The organism is Pseudomonas sp. TE36184, assembly GCF_054060055.1.
In genome coordinates this window covers 6,370,545-6,389,072 of sequence record NZ_JBSSCU010000001.1, presented here as the reverse complement: position 1 = coordinate 6,389,072, position 18,528 = coordinate 6,370,545, and the positions used below count along the sequence as shown (strand labels likewise).

The following is an 18,528-nucleotide window of genomic DNA, read 5'->3' as shown; positions in this document are numbered from 1 at the left end:
TCGGATTAAACGGGCATCCTAGCCCGCCTCAAATAACGCCATCGCCTCGACATGCGCGGTTTGCGGAAACATGTCGAGGATCCCGGCACGTTTTAGCCGGTAACCCTGCTTGACCAACTCAACCGTGTCCCGCGCCAGCGTCGCCGGATTGCAGGACACGTACACCAGGCGCTTGGCCCCCAGGCTGGCGAGCTTGCGCACAACCTCCAGGGCACCGTCGCGAGGTGGGTCCAAGAGTACCGCAGAAAAGCCCTGTTTGGCCCATTCCGCGTCAGTCAACGACTGGGACAAATCGGCCTGAAAAAACTGCACATTATGCAAATTATTGCTGACGGCATTCAGCGCCGCACGCTCGACCATGGCCTGCACGCCTTCCACCGCGACCACTTCGCGCACCTGGCGCGCAAGTGGCAGGGCGAAGTTGCCCAGCCCGCAAAACAGGTCCAGCACGCGCTCATCGGCTTGCGGCGCCAGCCATTCGAGGGCCTGGGCCACCATCGCCGCGTTGACCCCGGCGTTGACCTGGACAAAATCGCCCGGCCGATACGCCAGCTCCAGAGCCCACGGTTCCAACCGATAACCCAGGGCCTGGTCAGGCTCGACCGGCTCCGGCTGGCCCTCGCCATGCAGCCACAACTGGGCCTCATGGAAGGCGCAGAATTCTTTGAGGATCAGCAGATCGGCGTCGGACAACGGCGCCATATGGCGCAGCAATACGGCGATGGACGACCCGCTGAACAGCTCCACATGCCCCAATGCCTGCGGTTTGCTCAAGCGCCGCAGCATGTTGGGCAAACGCTGCATGATCGGTTGCAAGGCCTGTACCAGCACCGGGCAATCGTCGATGGCGACGATGTCCTGGCTGGCCACGGCGCGAAAGCCCACTTCCAGGGTCTTGGCCTTGGCGTCCCAGCGCACCGCCACGCGGGCGCGACGCCGATAGCCCAGCTCCGGGCCACTCAACGGTGCCGCCCACGCCTGCGGTTCGACCCCTGCCACACGCGACAGTTGCTCGGCGAGCATGCGCTGTTTCAGGGCAAGTTGTTCAGCATGGGGCAGGTGCTGCACGCTGCAACCGCCGCAACGGCCGAAGTGCGCGCATGGCGCCGGGCGCCGCAGTTCGCTGGGCTTGAACACACGCTCGGTGCGCGCCTCGACCACTTTGCCGTGGGCGCCCAATACCCGCGCTTCGACCTCTTCACCGGCCAGCGCACCGTTGACAAACCAGGTGCGGCCTTCAAAGAACACGATGCCACGGCCGTCATTGGCCAGGCGCTCGATGGTCAGGCGTTGCTTCTTGCCCACCGGAATCTGTGGGGTACGGCTGCCGCCCGTCGGCTGGAAGCGCAGGCCTCTCTCGTGCTTGGCCATCAGTTGGGTTCGTCGAAAATGCCGGTCGACAAGTAACGGTCGCCACGGTCACAGATGATCGCGACGATCACCGCGTTTTCCACTTCCTTGGACAATCGCAACATGCCGGCCACGGCGCCGCCGGAGGACACACCGCAGAAGATGCCTTCTTCACGGGCCAGGCGGCGCGTGGTGTCTTCGGCTTCACGCTGGGCCATGTCGATGATGCGATCCACGCGCGTGGCGTTGTAGATCTTCGGCAAATACTCTTCGGGCCAGCGGCGAATCCCGGGGATCGACGCGCCTTCCATCGGTTGCAGGCCGACGATCTGGATCGCCGGGTTCTGCTCCTTGAGGTAGCGCGAGTTGCCCATGATGGTGCCGGTGGTGCCCATGGAGCTGACGAAATGGGTAATCGTGCCCTGGGTCTGGCGCCAGATTTCCGGGCCGGTGGTGGTGTAGTGCGCCTCGGGATTGTCGCCGTTGGCGAACTGGTCCAGCACCTGGCCACGGCCTTCGGCGGCCATGCGCTCGGCGAGGTCGCGGGCGCCTTCCATGCCTTCTTCCTGGCTGACCAGGACCAATTCGGCACCGTAGGCGGTCATCGCGGCCTTGCGCTCGGCGCTGCCATTGTCGGGCATGATCAGCACCATCTTGTAACCCTTGATCGCCGCGGCCATGGCCAGGGCGATCCCGGTGTTACCGGAGGTGGCTTCGATCAGGGTGTCGCCCGGCTTGATCTGCCCGCGCAGCTCGGCGCGCGTGATCATCGACAGCGCCGGACGGTCCTTGACGGAACCGGCCGGGTTGTTCCCTTCGAGCTTGAGCAACAGGGTATTGCTGGTTTCACCCGCCATGCGTTGCAAGCGGACCAGGGGCGTGTTGCCGACGCAATCGGCGATTGTAGGGTACTGCAAGGTCATGGCGTATTCGCAATCCAGACTGCGGGGCGAACATCATACCGGGAAAGCCTGGCGCGCCATATCACGCAAAGTGCGGTGCTTATGGCTTAAAGGCATAAGCACGCAATCAGCCGGTCACGAAGCGGGTCCATTCCTCGCGCGTCAGTTGCTCAATCAATTGCTCCTCGTCGTGCGCCCTCAAGGCTTGCACCTTACGCACCAGCAGCAGGTACGCGCCTTCGCTCATCTCCGCACTTTCGACTTGCGCCTGCGCACGCTCCATTTCTCGATCGTATTGCCCAAGGCGCGCGTCGAACCGCGATCGGTATTTACGCGCCAGAAACTGCCGCCAATATTCTGCTTGCACCAATAAAGCCGGCCAGTCGAACTGAGCTTCGGCGGCCACGATCATCCCGTGCATCCTGGTGATTGAGTTCGCATTGGGGCCACCCAGTGTCCTGGCCAAACGCTCTTCGAATCCAAGGGGTAAATCCAGGCTGTGCGCCAACGCAATGCGGCTGGCAAGGATCATGCTGCTCACCACATCCCACGTTTGATGGCGGTCGAAACGCAACACCATCTCATCGATGGCCTGCAACCGTTTCAGGGCTCGAAAGTAATTCAAGAGTGGCGCCGCATCACCGTCCGTGTCGCGGGCGAGCAGTTCGATCGGCAGGAACTCAAGCTCCAGCGCATTGAGTGATAACAGCCAGCCATCCACCCCGCGATTGAGCTCGAAGCGGTGCTGAAACAGGATCACGGCCAGTTGCTCGTTATGGGTTGCACTCTCGATCAACTGCCACACGCGGCGCGTCAGGTCTTCTCGCAGCGCCCGAAAGCCGGTGGCGATGAGCGACGGATAGGCCGCGATACATGCCAGCAACTCAAAAAAACGATCAGACATCGGGCGTTGCTGCAGTTGCGCCCAAAGTGCCTGGTAGTGGGGAACCTCAGCGAAAGGCAGCACCGCCAACCATGTGTCGGGGCGTGTGGATGCCGCTGCGGGCTGGGCGCCCAGGCCAAAATCGATATCCGCCTGCCCCGGCCACTCACGGTAGCGGCGCATCATTTGCAGGGAGCCCTGTGAAAGCGGGTTGCCTTGCAAATTCATCGCTCGATGAACATTCGGGTAAATGAACAAATCGAGGCTGGTCAAGATCGATATTCGATTGTCACGCAAATCAAAGACCTCCAGTGATCGCAAGATGGCGGCGCCAAGGGGCAGGCTTTCAATTTGCGTATTGCGCAGGTTAAGCACGCGCAACTTCTTCAACCCATGCAGCTTCAAGCGCTGCCCCAGTCTCAGTGGGTTTACCGATAAATCCAGTGTCACCAGGCTGGTCATTTCAGCGAGCAGAATTACGTCCCCCAGTTGAAGCTTGAGCCGATTATTCGAGAGGTTGAGCAGCGATAAATAGCCCAGCTGTGCCAACCCGACGGGAAGGCGCTGCAGATGATTACCGTTGAAAAACACCCAGCGAAGCTGCGGAAAACACCTGAAAAAACTGGTTGGAATGGTTTCCAGCCGATTGTTTTTCAGGCTCAACAGTTTTACATGACCGAAATAGGCGCCCAGCGGCGGCAAATCATTTAATGCCAAGTCATCCAGGATGAGTTCATACGGTACCCCGCGAACGGAGTCTTCTTTAGCCCAGCAGCGCTGAATGCGCGCAGCCGCCTCACGTTGTGCGGGCAAGTCCTCGGGCTTACCCTGTCGGCACCATCGTTCAAGGTTGGCATTCAAGACGGCGCGCTCTCTGAACATGAAGTTGATCGCGCTTTCCCGCTCTCGGACGGAATCACTCAGGCCCTGGAGCAGCGCGAAGGCCTGCTCATCGGTTTTCGCCGGAAACAGCTGCCGCAGCTTGGCGACGTGTTCACGGTCCACCGGCCCCCAATGATCACCGCCGCTCAGCGGGTAACCCATGCGCCCATCCGCCAGGCGCCGTGGCGGGACGTACCAGGGGCGTCGCTGTGGGTCGAACAGGCTGAGGGCGCGTTGCGAACGCTGTTCGATCTCCCGGCGCAGCGCATCGTGGGTGTAGTGCAGCGCTTCACGTTCAATCGACGGTAATGCGTCCAACAGCACCGCCAGGAACGCCCCGGGACGCCCGGTCGGTTGCCGTTCACCGTTCGCTTGAAGAATGTAGGCCTGATAATCCACGTCGACCGCTTCCAGTATCCGTCTGAGCGCGCCGTCGACCGGGCCGATGCTATCGATCAGGCGACCGCGCTCCCACACCTCGACCCGCAGGTGGTTCGGCCATCCGTCGATGTCCGGCAATGTATGCAGGATCAGTCTCGAGGTGTCTTCACTCGCTGCAGCCGGCAGATACAATCCCTCCAGCGCCCTGATCTTGCGCGCGACGCTCACCCGCCAACGCGCGGCCGACATCAGGCTCAAGGGGATGCGGCCGGCCTGCAGGCTGAGGCGCTCCTGCGCGGTGACGTCGCGCACCAGTTCTTCGGCGAGTGCCGCCGTCAAACTGGGAAAATCGCGCTGCAGCACCTGCGCCAATGGATCGCCCGATGGCTGCTGTTTTTGGCCCAGCGCCTTGAAAAACAGGCGCTCCATGTGGGGCCGGTTGCGCGCGACCTCGGCCTCGAGCACCGCGACCTGCTCGGCGCGGGTGGCCGCCTGCCCCACCAACGTTTCGGCGCTGTCGGCACCGACCTCGCCGAGCAGCCTGTCGAAAAAATCCCGCCCCGTATCCACGCCGGTGTTGATCCGTTGATGCCGCATGAAGCGCTCGACGGTCTCCACCACGATTGCCGGCGCGCGCTCATTGCGCAGATGTATCCGGCGCAGGACGTCCGCTGTCACCCCGCTGATCTGCTGAATCTGCTCGATGGCATCCGCCGGCACTGCGCGGGTAAACGGCCCCAGGCGCTGGAACGCCTTGGCGCCGTCCCACGTCAGCGGGTTTTCCCATTCGTGCCGCCAGGCGCCGGCACCGTTGTGGCTCAACAGCGGGGCATACGCATCGTTCAGGGACGGGTGCAATAGGCGCCATGGCTGCTCCGCCACCTTGAAATAAGCATCGTCCAGCCACAGGTAGCGCTCCGCCCCCAGGTGGTATAGGCCAAGGGCATCGGGCTCTGCGGCGATACGGGCGGTATCGACGTGACTGACGTAGTGCGCGATCTCGCGCCGGTCGGGATAAAACGCGCCATCCGGCGCACGATGGCGCAACAGGGCGCGAGCGACCTGACGCCGAAAGTCGGCAACGCTGTGCTCCGCGCTCAAGCCGAGTAGACGCCGGTCATCGTCGGACAGCTGGCGCATGATCGCCAGATAGAAACCGTTGGCACCACTCAGCATGGCGCCGGTGCGCGACTCACGGTGGTAATACGGCGAAAATCGCCCTTGGCCCTGATCAATGACCACCACGCTACGGTCCTGCGCCCCCTGCGAAACATAGGGCAGCGCTTGCGTGGCCGGGCAGACGAGCAACGCCTGGGCGCTGCCGTCGCGCAGCACGCTGTGGGCGAAATGCGCGGCCCAATCCTGGGTTTGCCGGTCAAATCGGCGCGGATGAAAAAGCCCATCGACGATGGCTTCGCGGCGCGTCACCAGGCGTGCGGCGCGCAATGCGTCATAAAGCGCCTCGGGTTGCAGTTGCGACTGCAGCAGCTGGGTTTGCTGATGCTCCGATAACGGGTGTTCGCGCAACACCTCGAGCAACCGCGCCATGCTCAGTTCGGGGTGCAAGGCCCGTAGTTGGGTAATCACCGCCGGTATGGGCTGGTCGGGGCTGACGCGCTCGGGCAACAATTTGAGTACCGATGCACTGGCACCCACCGCGTCAGCACGGCAGGTGTCGGCAAACCGCGTGAGCGCGTCAAACAGATCGTTCCTCAAGGCCTTGGCTTTCGTCGCCAATTGCTGGCGAAGCAACTGCGCGTCACCCGAAACAAGCGCCGGCACCAACGCCACAATGGCCTGTGCCACATGGGCGGTGAAGCGGCGCGGCGTGGCATAGGCGAACTCATGATTTTCCAGCGCGGTCAGCGTAACCACTGCGGTTGTCGCACGCGTTGCCTCCTTGTTGTAGCGACGCACCTCCAGGCCCTGATGGTCTTCAATGCTCAACGACATTCCCGCCGGCCAACCCTCCAACTGAGTGAGCAGCGGCGCCATGACGTCCAGCGCGTCGACGGGCGCGGGGCGGCTGGGGTCGGCGTCTGCGGCCAGCCAATCGATCAACCGGTCGGCGCGCAACCGATGCACGGCGTCGACCAAAGACGCCGACGCTGGCGCGCCCTCCCATACCTGGTTCAAGGTCTCTGCCGAGGTCGCGCTCGTTTCGAGCAAAATCTCGATTTGCCGTGGCAATACGTCCTGGCTGCCGAGCATTCTTTCAAGCACCTGCGGGCTCGACAGATGCCGGTGTTCAGGCACGGCGCTGTAGCGCTGGGACAAGCGTTGATACAAATGCTGATGGCGACGCAGCACGCTGCGCCCCAAACGCGTATGCAATCGACCACTGATCAGTAAATCGGCAAGGTCGGCAAACCCCTGGAGCAATTCGGCAGGCTCGCCGAGCAGCGCCTGCCGCCCCCCTTCGACCAACGCTTGCTCCATCGCTATGAACATCGCAAACGCCCTCACCCGCCCCAACCCTTTTAACGCCCCCGGCACCGGGATCAGCAGCACATCGAGGATTTCCCCGATCAGGGTCTGGAACAGCTCGATCATGGTGGGCATGAAACCGGGCGTCTGGTGCGCCAACTCCTGCAGATTGGCGCGACTGCGTTCGCGATAGAAATCGTTCAGGCTCAGCGCCGGGGACTTTTGCACGACGTTGCGCACATAGCCGACTTTATCGACGATGTTGACGCTCGGAATGACACGGGCCAGCCAGTCGACCAGTTTTTCCAACCCCTCAAGGTCGCGACGCGGCTGCGCGGTTTTACCGATTTGCTTGAGTCGCGCACAGTCACGCAGCCACATGATCTGATACAGCCAATCGACCCGCCCCGCGCGGTAGGCCGCATGAAACTCCGCATGAAACACCTCGCAAGCTTGCCGATGGCTGGCATGATGACGCAGCGACCCGCCGGGGCGATTCGGGATAAAACTGAAAGCCCCCTTGCAACCGCTGACGGAAAAAACGATGTGGGGAATGCTCAAGCTGTCGCCGGGAGGCTGGCCGGCGTAATGCCCGACCAAGCCGATCGATTGTGGCAACCAACTGATGTTGTCCGTCCCATGGGGCACGAAAAGCAGCATTTCCTCTACGCGCTCCCAGCGCGCTTCTCCCGCCAGCGCACGTTTCACCTGCTGGTATTTGTCCCGGTCGACGCGGCTGGCTTCGGTGTTTCTCAAGGCCTCGATGAGGGCGAACTCAAACTCGGCATTCGCCAACCGCATGATGCTGCTGCCCAGCGAGGCGTTGGCCTGCAGCGCCTGGTCGAGACGGCGACGCAGTTGCCCGCCGAGATCGAGCCGGCGCACCAGCGCAATGAATTCGCCGGCGGTCGCGTTGATGTTCCTGTCGAGGTAACTGGCATCGGCCAGGCCGGTGCGGCCGGGGTAGCTCCAGCCGGTCAGGCCGTCATAGTTCATACAGGCGGCGTCCCATAAGGTCACGCTAGAGATCTTGATCTCATCGCCTTTCAATTCGCGCCGGACGCGACCGGAGTGCTTGAGGTAGCGGGTATTGATCTTCGCCACCTTGGGGTCGATGTACTGGCCGGTCAGGGTTATCAACGCGCTGCGCAACGACTCCAGGGCATGTAGCTCGAACGCTTCGGTGAGTTGGCGGATGCCCTGTTCCATGGTGTGCTGGGCATCGATCCAGGCCCTTTGCAGGCGCACGTACTCACGTTTTTCGGCAAGATCGAGCCCGCCGAGAAGGCTGTCGAACTCGGCTCTCAAGCCATCCAGGGCCTGCAGGACTGACCACTCCAGGCCGGCCATCAAGGGTCCGCGCTGCTGCGCGATAAAAGCGCTCAGCGTGTCCTGCGGTGTGGGGGTAATCGGCTCGCTCATGGCTCTGCTCCTGAAAAGCTCAGCCTATCGCCTCGCCGTCAGCGTCTCAGGTAGCTATGTAGCGCCATGGATCAGCCGTGGTTCTTGTCGAAAACCGCCGGTCCCATCGCCGCAATCTGGCCCTCGATCAACGCATCGAAGGGTTTGAGTAACGGCTCGAAAGAAGTGGGCGCCTCCAGCACCTGCAACGCCTGCACAATCGCCTCCACCGTCGACAAGGCTCCGGGGCCCGGCGCCTTGCGCAGCCGGTAGCGCGAGACGGCGCCCGCGGCCAGCGTCACCCTGGGCAGCGCCGCCAGCAGCGGGTTGAGGTGCAACAGCTTGCGCGCCTTGCGCCAGGTGCCGTCGGGAACCACCAGCAACAACGGCTCGTCGCTCGGCCCATAAGCCTGCAGCGGCTGGGCATCGTCTGCCGGAAACAACAGGCGCGCCTGATAGCCGGGCGGGTTCAGCAAGCTCGGCAGATCGTCGAATACCTCGCCCACCACCAACTGCGCATTGTTCAAGCCCAACGCCGCCAACCGCGCGGTATTGAGCGCATGGTTGACCTCGCTCGGGTGCTGCAGCAGCAACACGCGGGTGCGACTGTCGAGGCTGGGGATCAGCGCGCACAGGCAATGGGTGGCGGGCCGCAGGCAACGGGAACACTGGGGTCTGGACATGGTTTTTCAGGCCTGGTTGAGCTGGGTTTTGAGCAAGTCGCGAAACGTCTGGATCAGCGGCTCGCGGCTACGGCCACGGCGCATGATCATCGAGAACGGCGCCTGGTAGCCGAAGGTCGCCGGCAGCAGCACGCGCAGGTCGCCCTTGTCGGCCCAGGCCTGGGCGTAGTGTTCGGGCAGGTAGCCGATGTAGGCGCCGGACAGCACCAGGATCAGTTGCGCCTCCATACTTTCCACGGTGGCGGCGCTGTGCTTGAAGCCGTGGCGCGCCAGTTCCGCCTGGCTCCAGTAGCCGCGCCCGACCATGCGCTGCTGGGTGATCACCTGTTCGGGGATGCGCCGCTCATTGAACAGCGGGTGCCGGGTGCTGCAATACAACCAGTGTTGTTCACGGTACAGCGGCATGTAGATCAGCCCGCTCATGCGGTTGGAGAACGCGCCGATGGCCAGGTCCAGGCGGTTGTCCTGCACGCCCAGTTGCAGTTCGTAAGGGCTCAGCACCGACAAATGCAGGTGCACCGCCGGGTGTTCCAGGCTGTAGGCGCCGATCACCTCGGCGAACGGCAGGGCCTTGTCGCTGACGGTGGAGTCGAGCACGCCGAGCTTGAGTGTGCCGCGCAGCTCGCCTTTGAGCGCGGCGGCGTATTGCTCGAAACCTTCCAGTTCGCCCAGTAGCCGCAGGGTCTCCTGATGGAACAACTCGCCCTTGCTGGTCAGGCTGAACCCGCCCCGGCCACGGTGGCACAGCACCAGGCCCAACGCCGATTCGAGCTGGCTCATATAGGTGCTGATCGCCGAGGTCGACAGGTTGAGCTCGTGCTGTGCATTGGCGAACCCCTGGTGGCGCACGACGCTGACGAAGATGCGCAGGAGTTTCAGGTCAGGCAAGGCGTTGGCCATGGTCGGCTCCGGGGAGGTGATCGCAGTAGTCTACCTGCCGGCATTAGTTTAGAAAAATCTGAACTAAGTATTTGCCTCTGCCGATTCTTCCCACTCCGGGCTTTTCGCAGAATCGGCCGCTAATAAACACAACACGATGAGGCAATCCCGTGGACAAGATTTTCCACCAACCACTGGGCGGCAACGAAATGCCGCGCTTCGCCGGCATCGCCACCATGATGCGTCTTCCCCATTTGCAATCGGCCAAGGGCCTGGATGCGGCCTTTATCGGCGTGCCGCTGGACATCGGCACCTCGCTGCGCGCCGGCACCCGCTTCGGCCCCCGGGAAATCCGCGCCGAATCGGTGATGATCCGCCCGTACAACATGGCCACCGGTGCCGCGCCGTTCGATTCGCTGTCGGTGGCCGATATCGGCGACGTGGCGATCAACACCTTCAACCTGCTCGACGCCGTGCGGATCATTGAAGAAGCCTACGACGAGATCCTCGAACACAACGTCATCCCCATGACCCTGGGCGGCGACCACACCATCACCCTGCCGATCCTGCGGGCGATCCACAAAAAGCACGGCAAGGTCGGGCTGGTCCACATCGATGCCCATGCCGACGTCAACGACCACATGTTCGGCGAGAAGATCGCCCACGGCACCACCTTCCGCCGCGCAGTGGAAGAAGGCCTGCTCGATTGCGACCGCGTGGTACAGATCGGCCTGCGCGCCCAGGGCTACACTGCCGAAGACTTCAACTGGAGCCGCAAGCAAGGCTTTCGCGTGGTGCAGGCCGAAGAATGCTGGCACCACTCCCTCGCGCCGTTGATGGCCGAAGTGCGCGAAAAAGTCGGTGGCGGCCCGGTGTACCTGAGCTTTGACATCGACGGCATCGACCCGGCCTGGGCGCCCGGCACCGGCACCCCGGAAATCGGCGGGCTGACCACTATCCAGGCGATCGAAATCATCCGTGGTTGCCAGGGCCTCGACCTGATTGGTTGCGATCTGGTAGAAGTTTCGCCGCCTTACGACACCACCGGCAACACCTCGTTGCTGGGCGCCAACCTGCTGTACGAAATGCTCTGCGTACTGCCCGGCGTGGCGCACCGCTGATGAGCACCCATGAGGTGTTGAAAGCGGCGGCCGACCTAGTGTCGGCCTTCGCACGCAACGACCGCGAGGCTTACTTCGGCGCATTCAGCGCCGATGCCAGCTTCGTGTTCTACACCCTGCCCCAGCCGCTGCTCAGTCGCGATGCCTACCAGGCATTGTGGGACAGCTGGCGCCGGGACGAGGGGTTCGAGGTGCTGTCCTGCGTCTCGAGCAACGCCGTTGTCAGCCTGCAGGGTGATGTGGCGATTTTTATGCATGACGTGGCCACCGAGCTGCGCATGAACGGGGAGCAATTCAATAGCCAGGAACGCGAGACCATTGTCTTCAGATGGCAAGGGTTGGACGTACAACAAAAACAAGGCCTGTGGCTGGCCTGTCACGAACATTTGTCCGCTATGCCGGAAGGGCTGCCGCCCCCTTAGCCAATGTGATCGGAGCTGATCATGAATAATAAAAACAACGAAAACAGTATTCGCAAGATAGAAACCAACGGGGTCGAACAGATCCCGGACCATGAACGTACCGCCGGGCCCAAGGATCTGTTTCGCCTGATCTTCGGCGGTGCCAATACCTTTGCCACAGCGGTGCTGGGTGCCTTTCCGGTGCTGTTCGGCCTGTCGTTCCAGGCCGGTGTCTGGGCGATTGTGCTGGGCGTGCTGGTGGGTGCGCTGATCCTGGCGCCCATGGGCCTGTTCGGGCCGATCAATGGCACCAACAATGCTGTGTCGTCCGGGGCGCACTTCGGTGTCCACGGGCGGATCGTCGGCTCATTTCTGTCATTGCTGACGGCGATTGCCTTCTTCTCACTGTCGGTGTGGAGTTCGGGCGATGCGCTGGTCGGCGGTGCGAAGCGGCTGATCGGCCTGCCGGAAACCGACCTGACCCTGGGCCTGGCCTACGGCGTGTTTGCCATCCTGGTGCTGACGGTCTGTATCTACGGCTTTCGCTTCATGCTGTGGGTCAACCGCATCGCGGTGTGGGCGGCGAGCCTGCTGTTTCTGTTGGGGATCTTCGCGTTCGCGCCGACCTTCGACAGCCACTTCGCCGGCAGCGTGGCCCTCGGCCAGAGCGGTTTCTGGGCTGCGTTTATCGGTGCGGCGCTGGTGGCCATGAGCAACCCGATCTCCTTCGGCGCGTTCCTCGGTGACTGGTCGCGCTACATCCCGCGTGAAACGCCGAAAATTCGCATCATGCTGGCGGTGGTCGCGGCACAGATCGCCACCTTGATCCCGTTCCTGTTCGGCTTGGCCACCGCGACCATCGTCGCGGTCAGGGCACCGGACTACATCGCGGCCAACAACTACGTCGGCGGCCTGCTGGCGGTGGCGCCGAGCTGGTTCTTCCTGCCGGTGTGCCTGATCGCGGTGATCGGCGGCATGTCCACCGGCACCACGTCGCTGTATGGCACGGGGTTGGACATGTCCAGCGTGTTCCCGCGCCTGCTGTCGCGGGTCAAGGCCACGCTGCTGATCGGGGTGATGTCTATCGCCTTCATCTTTATCGGACGTTTCGCCGCCAACCTGGTGCAGAGCGTGTCGACCTTCGCGGTGCTGATCATCACCTGCACCACCCCGTGGATGGTGATGATGATCATCGGCCTGATCGTGCGTCGCGGCTTCTACTGCCCGGACGACCTGCAGGTATTTACCCGCGGCGAACGCGGCGGGCGCTACTGGTTCAGCCATGGCTGGAACTGGCGCGGCCTGGGGGCCTGGATTCCGAGCGCGTTGGTGGGGCTGTGCTTCGTCAACCTGCCGGGGCAGTTTGTCGGGCCATTGGGCAACCTCGCCGAGGGCATCGATATCAGCCTGCCGGTGACATTGGGGCTGGCCTCGGTGGTGTACCTGAGCTTGCTGCGCCTGTTCCCGGAACCGGCTGCCGTGTACGGCCCTACCGATCCACGCAGCGAACGCACGGACGTGCGCGCTGAACCGGCGCTGCAAAAAGCCGCCTGATTTCCATAAAAAAGATAATCGGAGACCCGCCGTCATGGCTTTGGATTTATTCGTCGTACTCATCTACGCCGCCGGCATGCTCGTGCTCGGCTATTACGGCATGCGCCGCGCCAAGACCCACGAAGACTACCTGGTCGCCGGGCGCAATCTCGGCCCGTCGCTGTACATGGGCACCATGGCCGCCACGGTATTGGGCGGCGCGTCCACCGTCGGCACCGTGCGCCTGGGGTATGTCCACGGCATCTCCGGCTTCTGGCTGTGCGCCGCGCTGGGCATGGGGATCATCGCGCTGAACCTGTTCCTGGCCAAGCCGTTGCTCAAGCTGAAAATCTTCACCGTCACCCAGGTCCTGGAAAAACGCTACAACCCCATGGCCCGCCAGGCGAGCGCGGTGATCATGCTGGCCTACGCGCTGATGATCGGTGTGACCTCGATCCTGGCCATCGGCACCGTGCTGCAGGTGCTGTTCGGCCTGCCCTTCTGGATTTCGGTGCTGCTCGGCGGTGGCGTGGTGGTGATGTACTCGACCATCGGCGGCATGTGGTCGCTGACCTTGACCGACATCGTGCAGTTCGTGATCAAGACCGTCGGCCTGATGTTTATCCTGCTGCCGATCTGCCTGTACCGCGTCGGCGGCTGGGACGAACTGGTGGCCAAGCTGCCGGCGTCGAACTTCAGCTTCACCGCGATCGGCTGGGACACGATCATCACCTACTTCATGATCTACTTTTTCGGCATCCTGATCGGCCAGGACATCTGGCAACGGGTGTTCACCGCCCGTGACGAAAAGGTCGCCCAGTACGCAGGCACTTTCGCCGGTTTCTACTGCATTCTCTACGGCCTGGCCTGTGCGTTGATCGGCATGGCGGCCCATGTGCTGATTCCCGATCTGGATAACGTCAACAACGCGTTCGCCGCGATCGTCAAAGTGTCGCTGCCCGATGGCATTCGTGGGTTGGTGATTGCGGCGGCGTTGGCGGCGATGATGTCGACGGCCAGCGCCGGCTTGCTGGCGGCGTCCACCGTGTTGACCGAGGACCTGCTGCCACGTTTGCGCGGCGGCAAGCAGTCGAGCCTGAACATCAACCGCCTGTTCACCCTGCTGACCGGTATCGCGGTGCTGGGCATCGCGCTGGTGGTGAACGATGTGATCAGTGCCCTGACCCTGGCTTACAACCTGTTGGTGGGGGGCATGCTGATCCCGCTGATCGGGGCGATTTTCTGGAAGCGCGCGACGACTTCGGGGGCGATTACGTCCATGACCCTGGGCTTCGTGACGGCGTTGGTGTTCATGTTCAAGGACGGCTTGGACGCGAACACGCCGATCTACTACAGCCTGGCGGTGGCGTTGGTGAGTTTTGTCGGGGTGAGCCTGTTGTCGCGCCGACCTGAAACGGAACCAGCGCGAGCCGCCTGAACAAGCACGCGGGAAATCAGGTTTTCTTCAGCGGGTGCGACGTCGGATGTCGCACTCGTTTTTTTTGCGTGGCGTACCACGCATCGCGAGGGCGGGTTTGCTTGCTCCCACACAAGCCCGTTCCTACGCAGATTCTGCGGTGTTCCGACGACTGCAGTTCAACGCCGACGTGGACGACGCTGCTCATCATCCGTGCGAATGGGCACCGGCTGCAGCGGGGGCTCGATCAGGCCCAGCGCAACGCCAAGGTCGTGGAGCCAGGTTTGGATTTTCTCTTTCATGATTGCCCCCTTTGAGGGTAGTGCGGGTCGGCGGAAATTCTTTCGCCTCTTCCTACAAATAGTAGCCCTAACTCCTACACATTGCATGAACGAAACCACAACGAACTATTACCAAATTCATGCAAATACGACAGATCGGTCAGGCGATCGCCCGGCTATCTTGCAGGAACCCTGCCTGGCCTTCGCGCTGCAGTTCGATCCATGCGTTGAGATTAGCGCCGAGCATACCCTTTCGCCACATCAGCCAGGTGGTCGCAGTGGCAAAAGGCTCAGATAGGGGATGAACGGACACGCTGTCCTTGCCTGGCAGGCTGTCGAGCATGGATTCGGACATCAAGGCCACGCCGGAACCGGCGATCACGCAGGCGAGCATGCCTTGATAAGACTCGATCTCAATGGCACGGCCCATCGCCACGTGCTCGTGGGAAAACCACGTCTCCAAACGTCGGCGATAGGAACAACTGCGTCGGAAGGTGAACACCGCACGGCCGGCAACATCCTGGGGGCCGAGTACTGGCGGGTGGTCGGCTTCGCAAATCAGCATCAGCTTTTCGTCGCACAAGGGCACACCGTCCAGGGACGCGATAGTCAGCGGGCCGTCGACCAGCGCCGCGTCGAGACGCCCGGTGATCAAGCCTTCGAGCAGCTCGCCGCTGGGCGCCGATTGCACCTGCAGATTCACCATCGGATACGCCTTGTGATAGCGCGCCAACAGTTTCGGTAAGTGAATCGCAGCGGTGCTGTACATGCTGCCCAGCACAAAGTCACCGGCCGGTTGCCCGCCTTGCACGGCACCGTGGGCTTCGTCGTGCAGCGCCAGCAGACGGGTGCTGTAGTCCAGCAACACTTTGCCCGCAGGGGAAAGCTGCAGGCGTTGACGTTCACGAACAAACAACTCGACGCCCAGTTGCTCCTCCATCTGCTTGAGCCGGGTCGACAGGTTCGACGGCACGCGGTGCAAGCGCTCGGCAGCGCGGGTGATGGAGCCCTCTTCCGCCACGGCCTGGAAAATGCGCAATTGACTGAACTCCATACCTTTCTCCAAAACTGAACAAGTTTCTCACTATTATTCATTTTTACAGAAAGTCAATCCACCTTAGCCTGCACGTCATTCGCTTTCCCGCAGGAAACCTTGCACATGTCGCCGTTGACTCGCCTCCTCGCCAGCTTTATCGCCCTGATGATGGCCATGGGCATTGGCCGCTTCGCCCTCACCCCGCAAATGCCACATCTGCTCAGCGAGGGGCAGATTGATCTGACCGGTGCCGGGCTGATCGCCGCCGCCAACTACCTGGGTTACTTCGTCGGCGCGGTGGATTCGATTTTCGCGCGCAGCCATCACCCTGTACGCGGTCGCTTGTACGGCGGGTTGTGGTTGTGCGTGCTGCTGACCCTGGCGTCGTACTGGGCCCATGGGTTCTGGCCGCACCTGCTGTTGCGCTTCGGCACCGGCGTGGCCAGCGCCTGGGCGCTGGTGATGATCACCAGCCTCAGCCAACCGCTGGCGATTGCCGCCGGGCGGCCGCGCTTGGGCGCCCTGGTGTTTGCCGGGCCGGGCCTGGGGATTCTGTTGACCGGCCTGCTCGCGCTGGGTTCGAACCTGCTGGGACAAAGCTCCGCAACCCTGTGGCTGGTCTACGGCGGGGTGGCGCTGCTGATGCTGCTGGCGATCCTGCCTTTCCTGCCTCAACCGAGCGTCACTGACGCGCCCGTCAGCGACGCGAGCAGCAATGCGAGCATCGCGCACCTGGGTTGGGTTTATTTCCTCTACGGCCTCGGCTACATCATCCCGGCGACCTTTCTGTCCCAGATGGCCAGCGCGCAGTTCAAGGGCGCCTGGCAGGCAGACCTGTTCTGGCCATGCTTTGGCCTGGCGGCTGCGCTCGGGGTGGTCGTGGCGAGCCTGCGCCGCAAGGCCGCGAACACAACCCGCCGCTGGCTGATGACAACCTTATGGTTGCAAGCGGCGGGCGTATTTACCTGCTTGCTCGGCAACGGCTGGGGCCTGGCGCTGGGCGTGTTGCTCTGCGGCGCACCGTTTCTGGCGTGTATGCAGTTGGTGATGGCACGCTTGCGCGAGGTGGCGCCCCACGGCTACCCGCGCAGCACTGGGGTGCTGACCGCGAGCTTTGCCATCGGACAACTGAGCGGCCCATTGCTCGCGTCGGTGAGCAGCCACCTGAGCGGCGGCCTGCAACCGGCGCTGGTGATCGCCGGTTGCGGGTTGTTATTGGCCGGCGCGCTGTTGCTGCGCCCGGCCGCGGCAGTCAGCCAGCCATCAGCGGCGTTGGCACGCGAGCCTGTTCGCGCCGAGCGAGCACCAGGAAAAACAGCCCACCCAGGAAGCAACCGGTGAACCAGGCGAAGTTGGCCATGCCCTGCAAGGCCGGGGTGAACGTGATCGCGACACCCACCAACGTCGCCGGCAACAGAGCCTTGACCGCCGTCCAGTTCACGCCGCCGTCGAAGTAATAACGCCCGCTCGGGCTGTCATCGAACAGCGCATCCACGTCGATCTGCTGTTTTTTGATCAGGTAGAAGTCCACCAGCAAAATCCCGAACAACGGCCCGATAAACGCGGCGAGGATGTCCAGGGTGTAGTGGATCATCAGCGGGTTGTTGAACAGGTTCCACGGGGTGATAAAGACTGAAGCCACCGCTGCAATCATGCCGCCGGCGCGCCAGCTGATTTTGCTCGGCGCAACGTTGGCGAAGTCGAACGCCGGGGACACGAAGTTAGCGACGATATTGATGCCGATCGTGGCCGTGACAAAGGCAAAGGCGCCCAGCAACACGGCCATGCTGTTGTCGATACGCGACACGGTGGCGATCGGATCGTGGAGCATTTCACCGAATACCGGCAAGGTGCCCGAGACGATCACCACGGTCACCAGGGAGAACGCCAGGAAATTCACCGGCAGCCCCCAGAAATTACCGCGACGCACATCCTGCATGCTGCGACAGTAGCGGCTGAAATCGCCGAAGTTCAGCGTCGGCCCGGAAAAGTACGACACCACCAACGCCGTCGCCACAATCACCTGGCCGAAAGCCTGCCAGCCCGACAAGGACTTTTCCGCCAGGGTAAAGCTGATATTCGCCCAGCCCGCCTTCCACACGATCCAGCCGGCCAGGGCGAACATCACCGCGTAGACCACCGGCCCGGCCCAGTCGATAAAGCGCCGGATAGACTCCATGCCCGCCCAGAATACGGCCGCCTGCACCACCCACAAGCTGAGGAAACCAAACCAGCCCAGGTAGGACAGGCCCGCGAAGTGCGGCTCTGCATACACGGCCATCTGTGGGAAAAAGCGCAGCACCACGATGATCAGCGCACTCGACGCCAGATACGTCTGAATCCCGTACCACGCCACCGCGATCAAGCCACGTATCACCGCCGGAATATTCGCACCGAACACACCAAACGCCAGTCGGCAGATCACCGGGTACGGTACGGCCGCTTGCTGGCTCGGCCTGGCCACCAGGTTAGCGATCAATTGCACGATGCAAATACCCGCGAGCAACGCAATCAGCACCTGCCAACTGGCCAGCCCGAGGGCGAACAGGCTGGCGGCGAAGACATAGCCGCCGACGCTGTGTACGTCGCTCATCCAGAAGGCAAAGATGTTATACCAGGTCCACTTCTGCGGCAGTGGGCCCAGGTCCTGGTTGTACAGGCGCGGGCTGTAGCCTTTGGGCAATTGTTCGGTCATCGCTTGGCTCCTCGAAATACCCGCCTGCGCTGCCGTAACGGGATGCATACGGAAGGCGGCACGGTTTGTATACGAAAGAGTCAGCAGAATGCGTGCCAATGGCACACAATCCCCACTGGCCGGGGTGCCAAAGGATGTATAGAGAGTTAGATCGGTGTATACCGCTCAGCAACGGTGCACGCCTTAATCCTGTACACAATCACTTGCACACCCGTTGTGCACACAGGTGCCTGACTGCGCACTAGGCGGCGCTGAG

At 62.4% G+C, this 18,528-nt stretch carries 13 protein-coding genes; 5 read left to right on the top strand and 8 right to left on the bottom strand.

Going from position 1 to position 18,528, the window contains the following annotated elements; all coding sequences use genetic code 11:
- Positions 1 to 18 precede the first annotated feature (18 nt).
- The 5 genes from rlmD to ACVWZP_RS28990 form a co-directional block, all read right to left on the bottom strand.
- Positions 19 to 1,371 (bottom strand): 23S rRNA (uracil(1939)-C(5))-methyltransferase RlmD, encoded by a 1,353-nt coding sequence (gene rlmD / locus ACVWZP_RS29010; RefSeq protein WP_046382479.1) that lies wholly within the window; start codon positions 1,369 to 1,371, stop codon positions 19 to 21.
- Positions 1,371 to 2,273, bottom strand: coding sequence for a cysteine synthase CysM (gene cysM / locus ACVWZP_RS29005; protein WP_017845306.1), 903 nt, complete (start codon positions 2,271 to 2,273; stop codon positions 1,371 to 1,373). The genes rlmD and cysM overlap by 1 nt, the downstream gene beginning before the upstream one ends.
- Positions 2,274 to 2,379: 106 nt before the next feature.
- Positions 2,380 to 8,247 (bottom strand): NEL-type E3 ubiquitin ligase domain-containing protein, encoded by a 5,868-nt coding sequence (locus ACVWZP_RS29000; protein WP_457370341.1) that lies wholly within the window; start codon positions 8,245 to 8,247, stop codon positions 2,380 to 2,382.
- A gap of 71 nt (positions 8,248 to 8,318) precedes the next feature.
- A complete protein-coding gene (locus ACVWZP_RS28995; RefSeq protein WP_108524715.1) occupies positions 8,319 to 8,909 on the bottom strand; it encodes a tRNA-uridine aminocarboxypropyltransferase in 591 nt (196 codons plus the stop codon).
- Positions 8,910 to 8,915: 6 nt separating this feature from the next.
- On the bottom strand, positions 8,916 to 9,809 hold the full coding sequence (locus ACVWZP_RS28990; RefSeq protein WP_017845303.1) for a LysR family transcriptional regulator: 894 nt from the start codon (positions 9,807 to 9,809) through the stop codon (positions 8,916 to 8,918).
- A 149-nt stretch (positions 9,810 to 9,958) separates the two neighbouring features.
- On the opposite strand from ACVWZP_RS28990, the gene speB reads away from it, so the two are divergent.
- From speB to ACVWZP_RS28970, 4 genes are read left to right on the top strand one after another with little or no spacing between them, the layout of a single operon-like run.
- Entirely contained in the window at positions 9,959 to 10,909 is a 951-nt protein-coding gene (gene speB, locus ACVWZP_RS28985; protein WP_017845302.1) for an agmatinase, read from the top strand.
- The gene (locus ACVWZP_RS28980; RefSeq protein WP_288081091.1) at positions 10,909 to 11,331 is read left to right on the top strand and encodes a YybH family protein; all 423 of its coding nucleotides are present in this window, start codon (positions 10,909 to 10,911) and stop codon (positions 11,329 to 11,331) included. Before speB ends, ACVWZP_RS28980 begins: the two co-directional genes overlap by 1 nt.
- Positions 11,332 to 11,352: 21 nt before the next feature.
- A complete protein-coding gene (locus tag ACVWZP_RS28975; RefSeq protein WP_017845300.1) occupies positions 11,353 to 12,864 on the top strand; it encodes a purine-cytosine permease family protein in 1,512 nt (503 codons plus the stop codon).
- A 34-nt stretch (positions 12,865 to 12,898) separates the two neighbouring features.
- The gene (locus ACVWZP_RS28970) at positions 12,899 to 14,281 is read left to right on the top strand and encodes a sodium:solute symporter (protein WP_017845299.1); all 1,383 of its coding nucleotides are present in this window, start codon (positions 12,899 to 12,901) and stop codon (positions 14,279 to 14,281) included.
- A gap of 158 nt (positions 14,282 to 14,439) precedes the next feature.
- Here the strand turns inward: ACVWZP_RS28970 and ACVWZP_RS28965 are convergent, their stop codons facing one another.
- Both ACVWZP_RS28965 and ptrR read right to left on the bottom strand, forming a co-directional pair.
- On the bottom strand, positions 14,440 to 14,562 hold the full coding sequence (locus tag ACVWZP_RS28965) for a PA1414 family protein (RefSeq protein WP_017737772.1): 123 nt from the start codon (positions 14,560 to 14,562) through the stop codon (positions 14,440 to 14,442).
- Positions 14,563 to 14,701: 139 nt separating this feature from the next.
- A complete protein-coding gene (ptrR, locus tag ACVWZP_RS28960) occupies positions 14,702 to 15,595 on the bottom strand; it encodes a putrescine utilization regulator PtrR (RefSeq protein WP_046382475.1) in 894 nt (297 codons plus the stop codon).
- Between the two features lie 105 nt (positions 15,596 to 15,700).
- On the opposite strand from ptrR, the gene ACVWZP_RS28955 reads away from it, so the two are divergent.
- A complete protein-coding gene (locus tag ACVWZP_RS28955) occupies positions 15,701 to 16,918 on the top strand; it encodes a YbfB/YjiJ family MFS transporter (RefSeq protein WP_457370340.1) in 1,218 nt (405 codons plus the stop codon).
- Here the strand turns inward: ACVWZP_RS28955 and ACVWZP_RS28950 are convergent.
- On the bottom strand, positions 16,830 to 18,272 hold the full coding sequence (locus ACVWZP_RS28950; protein WP_017845296.1) for an NCS1 family nucleobase:cation symporter-1: 1,443 nt from the start codon (positions 18,270 to 18,272) through the stop codon (positions 16,830 to 16,832). The two genes, ACVWZP_RS28955 and ACVWZP_RS28950, sit on opposite strands and share 89 nt — an antisense overlap.
- Positions 18,273 to 18,528: the final 256 nt, after the last annotated feature.

What these genes read in the sequence shown, in the direction of transcription:
- rlmD (WP_046382479.1), bottom strand. Translation starts at nt 1,371, where the DNA reads ATGGCCAAGCACGAGAGAGGCCTGCGCTTCCAGCCGACGGGCGGCAGC.
- cysM (WP_017845306.1), bottom strand. Translation starts at nt 2,273, where the DNA reads ATGACCTTGCAGTACCCTACAATCGCCGATTGCGTCGGCAACACGCCC.
- ACVWZP_RS29000 (WP_457370341.1), bottom strand. Translation starts at nt 8,247, where the DNA reads ATGAGCGAGCCGATTACCCCCACACCGCAGGACACGCTGAGCGCTTTT.
- ACVWZP_RS28995 (WP_108524715.1), bottom strand. Translation starts at nt 8,909, where the DNA reads ATGTCCAGACCCCAGTGTTCCCGTTGCCTGCGGCCCGCCACCCATTGC.
- ACVWZP_RS28990 (WP_017845303.1), bottom strand. Translation starts at nt 9,809, where the DNA reads ATGGCCAACGCCTTGCCTGACCTGAAACTCCTGCGCATCTTCGTCAGC.
- ACVWZP_RS28980 (WP_288081091.1), top strand. Translation starts at nt 10,909, where the DNA reads ATGAGCACCCATGAGGTGTTGAAAGCGGCGGCCGACCTAGTGTCGGCC.
- ACVWZP_RS28975 (WP_017845300.1), top strand. Translation starts at nt 11,353, where the DNA reads ATGAATAATAAAAACAACGAAAACAGTATTCGCAAGATAGAAACCAAC.
- ACVWZP_RS28970 (WP_017845299.1), top strand. Translation starts at nt 12,899, where the DNA reads ATGGCTTTGGATTTATTCGTCGTACTCATCTACGCCGCCGGCATGCTC.
- ACVWZP_RS28965 (WP_017737772.1), bottom strand. Translation starts at nt 14,562, where the DNA reads ATGAAAGAGAAAATCCAAACCTGGCTCCACGACCTTGGCGTTGCGCTG.
- ptrR (WP_046382475.1), bottom strand. Translation starts at nt 15,595, where the DNA reads ATGGAGTTCAGTCAATTGCGCATTTTCCAGGCCGTGGCGGAAGAGGGC.
- ACVWZP_RS28955 (WP_457370340.1), top strand. Translation starts at nt 15,701, where the DNA reads ATGTCGCCGTTGACTCGCCTCCTCGCCAGCTTTATCGCCCTGATGATG.
- ACVWZP_RS28950 (WP_017845296.1), bottom strand. Translation starts at nt 18,272, where the DNA reads ATGACCGAACAATTGCCCAAAGGCTACAGCCCGCGCCTGTACAACCAG.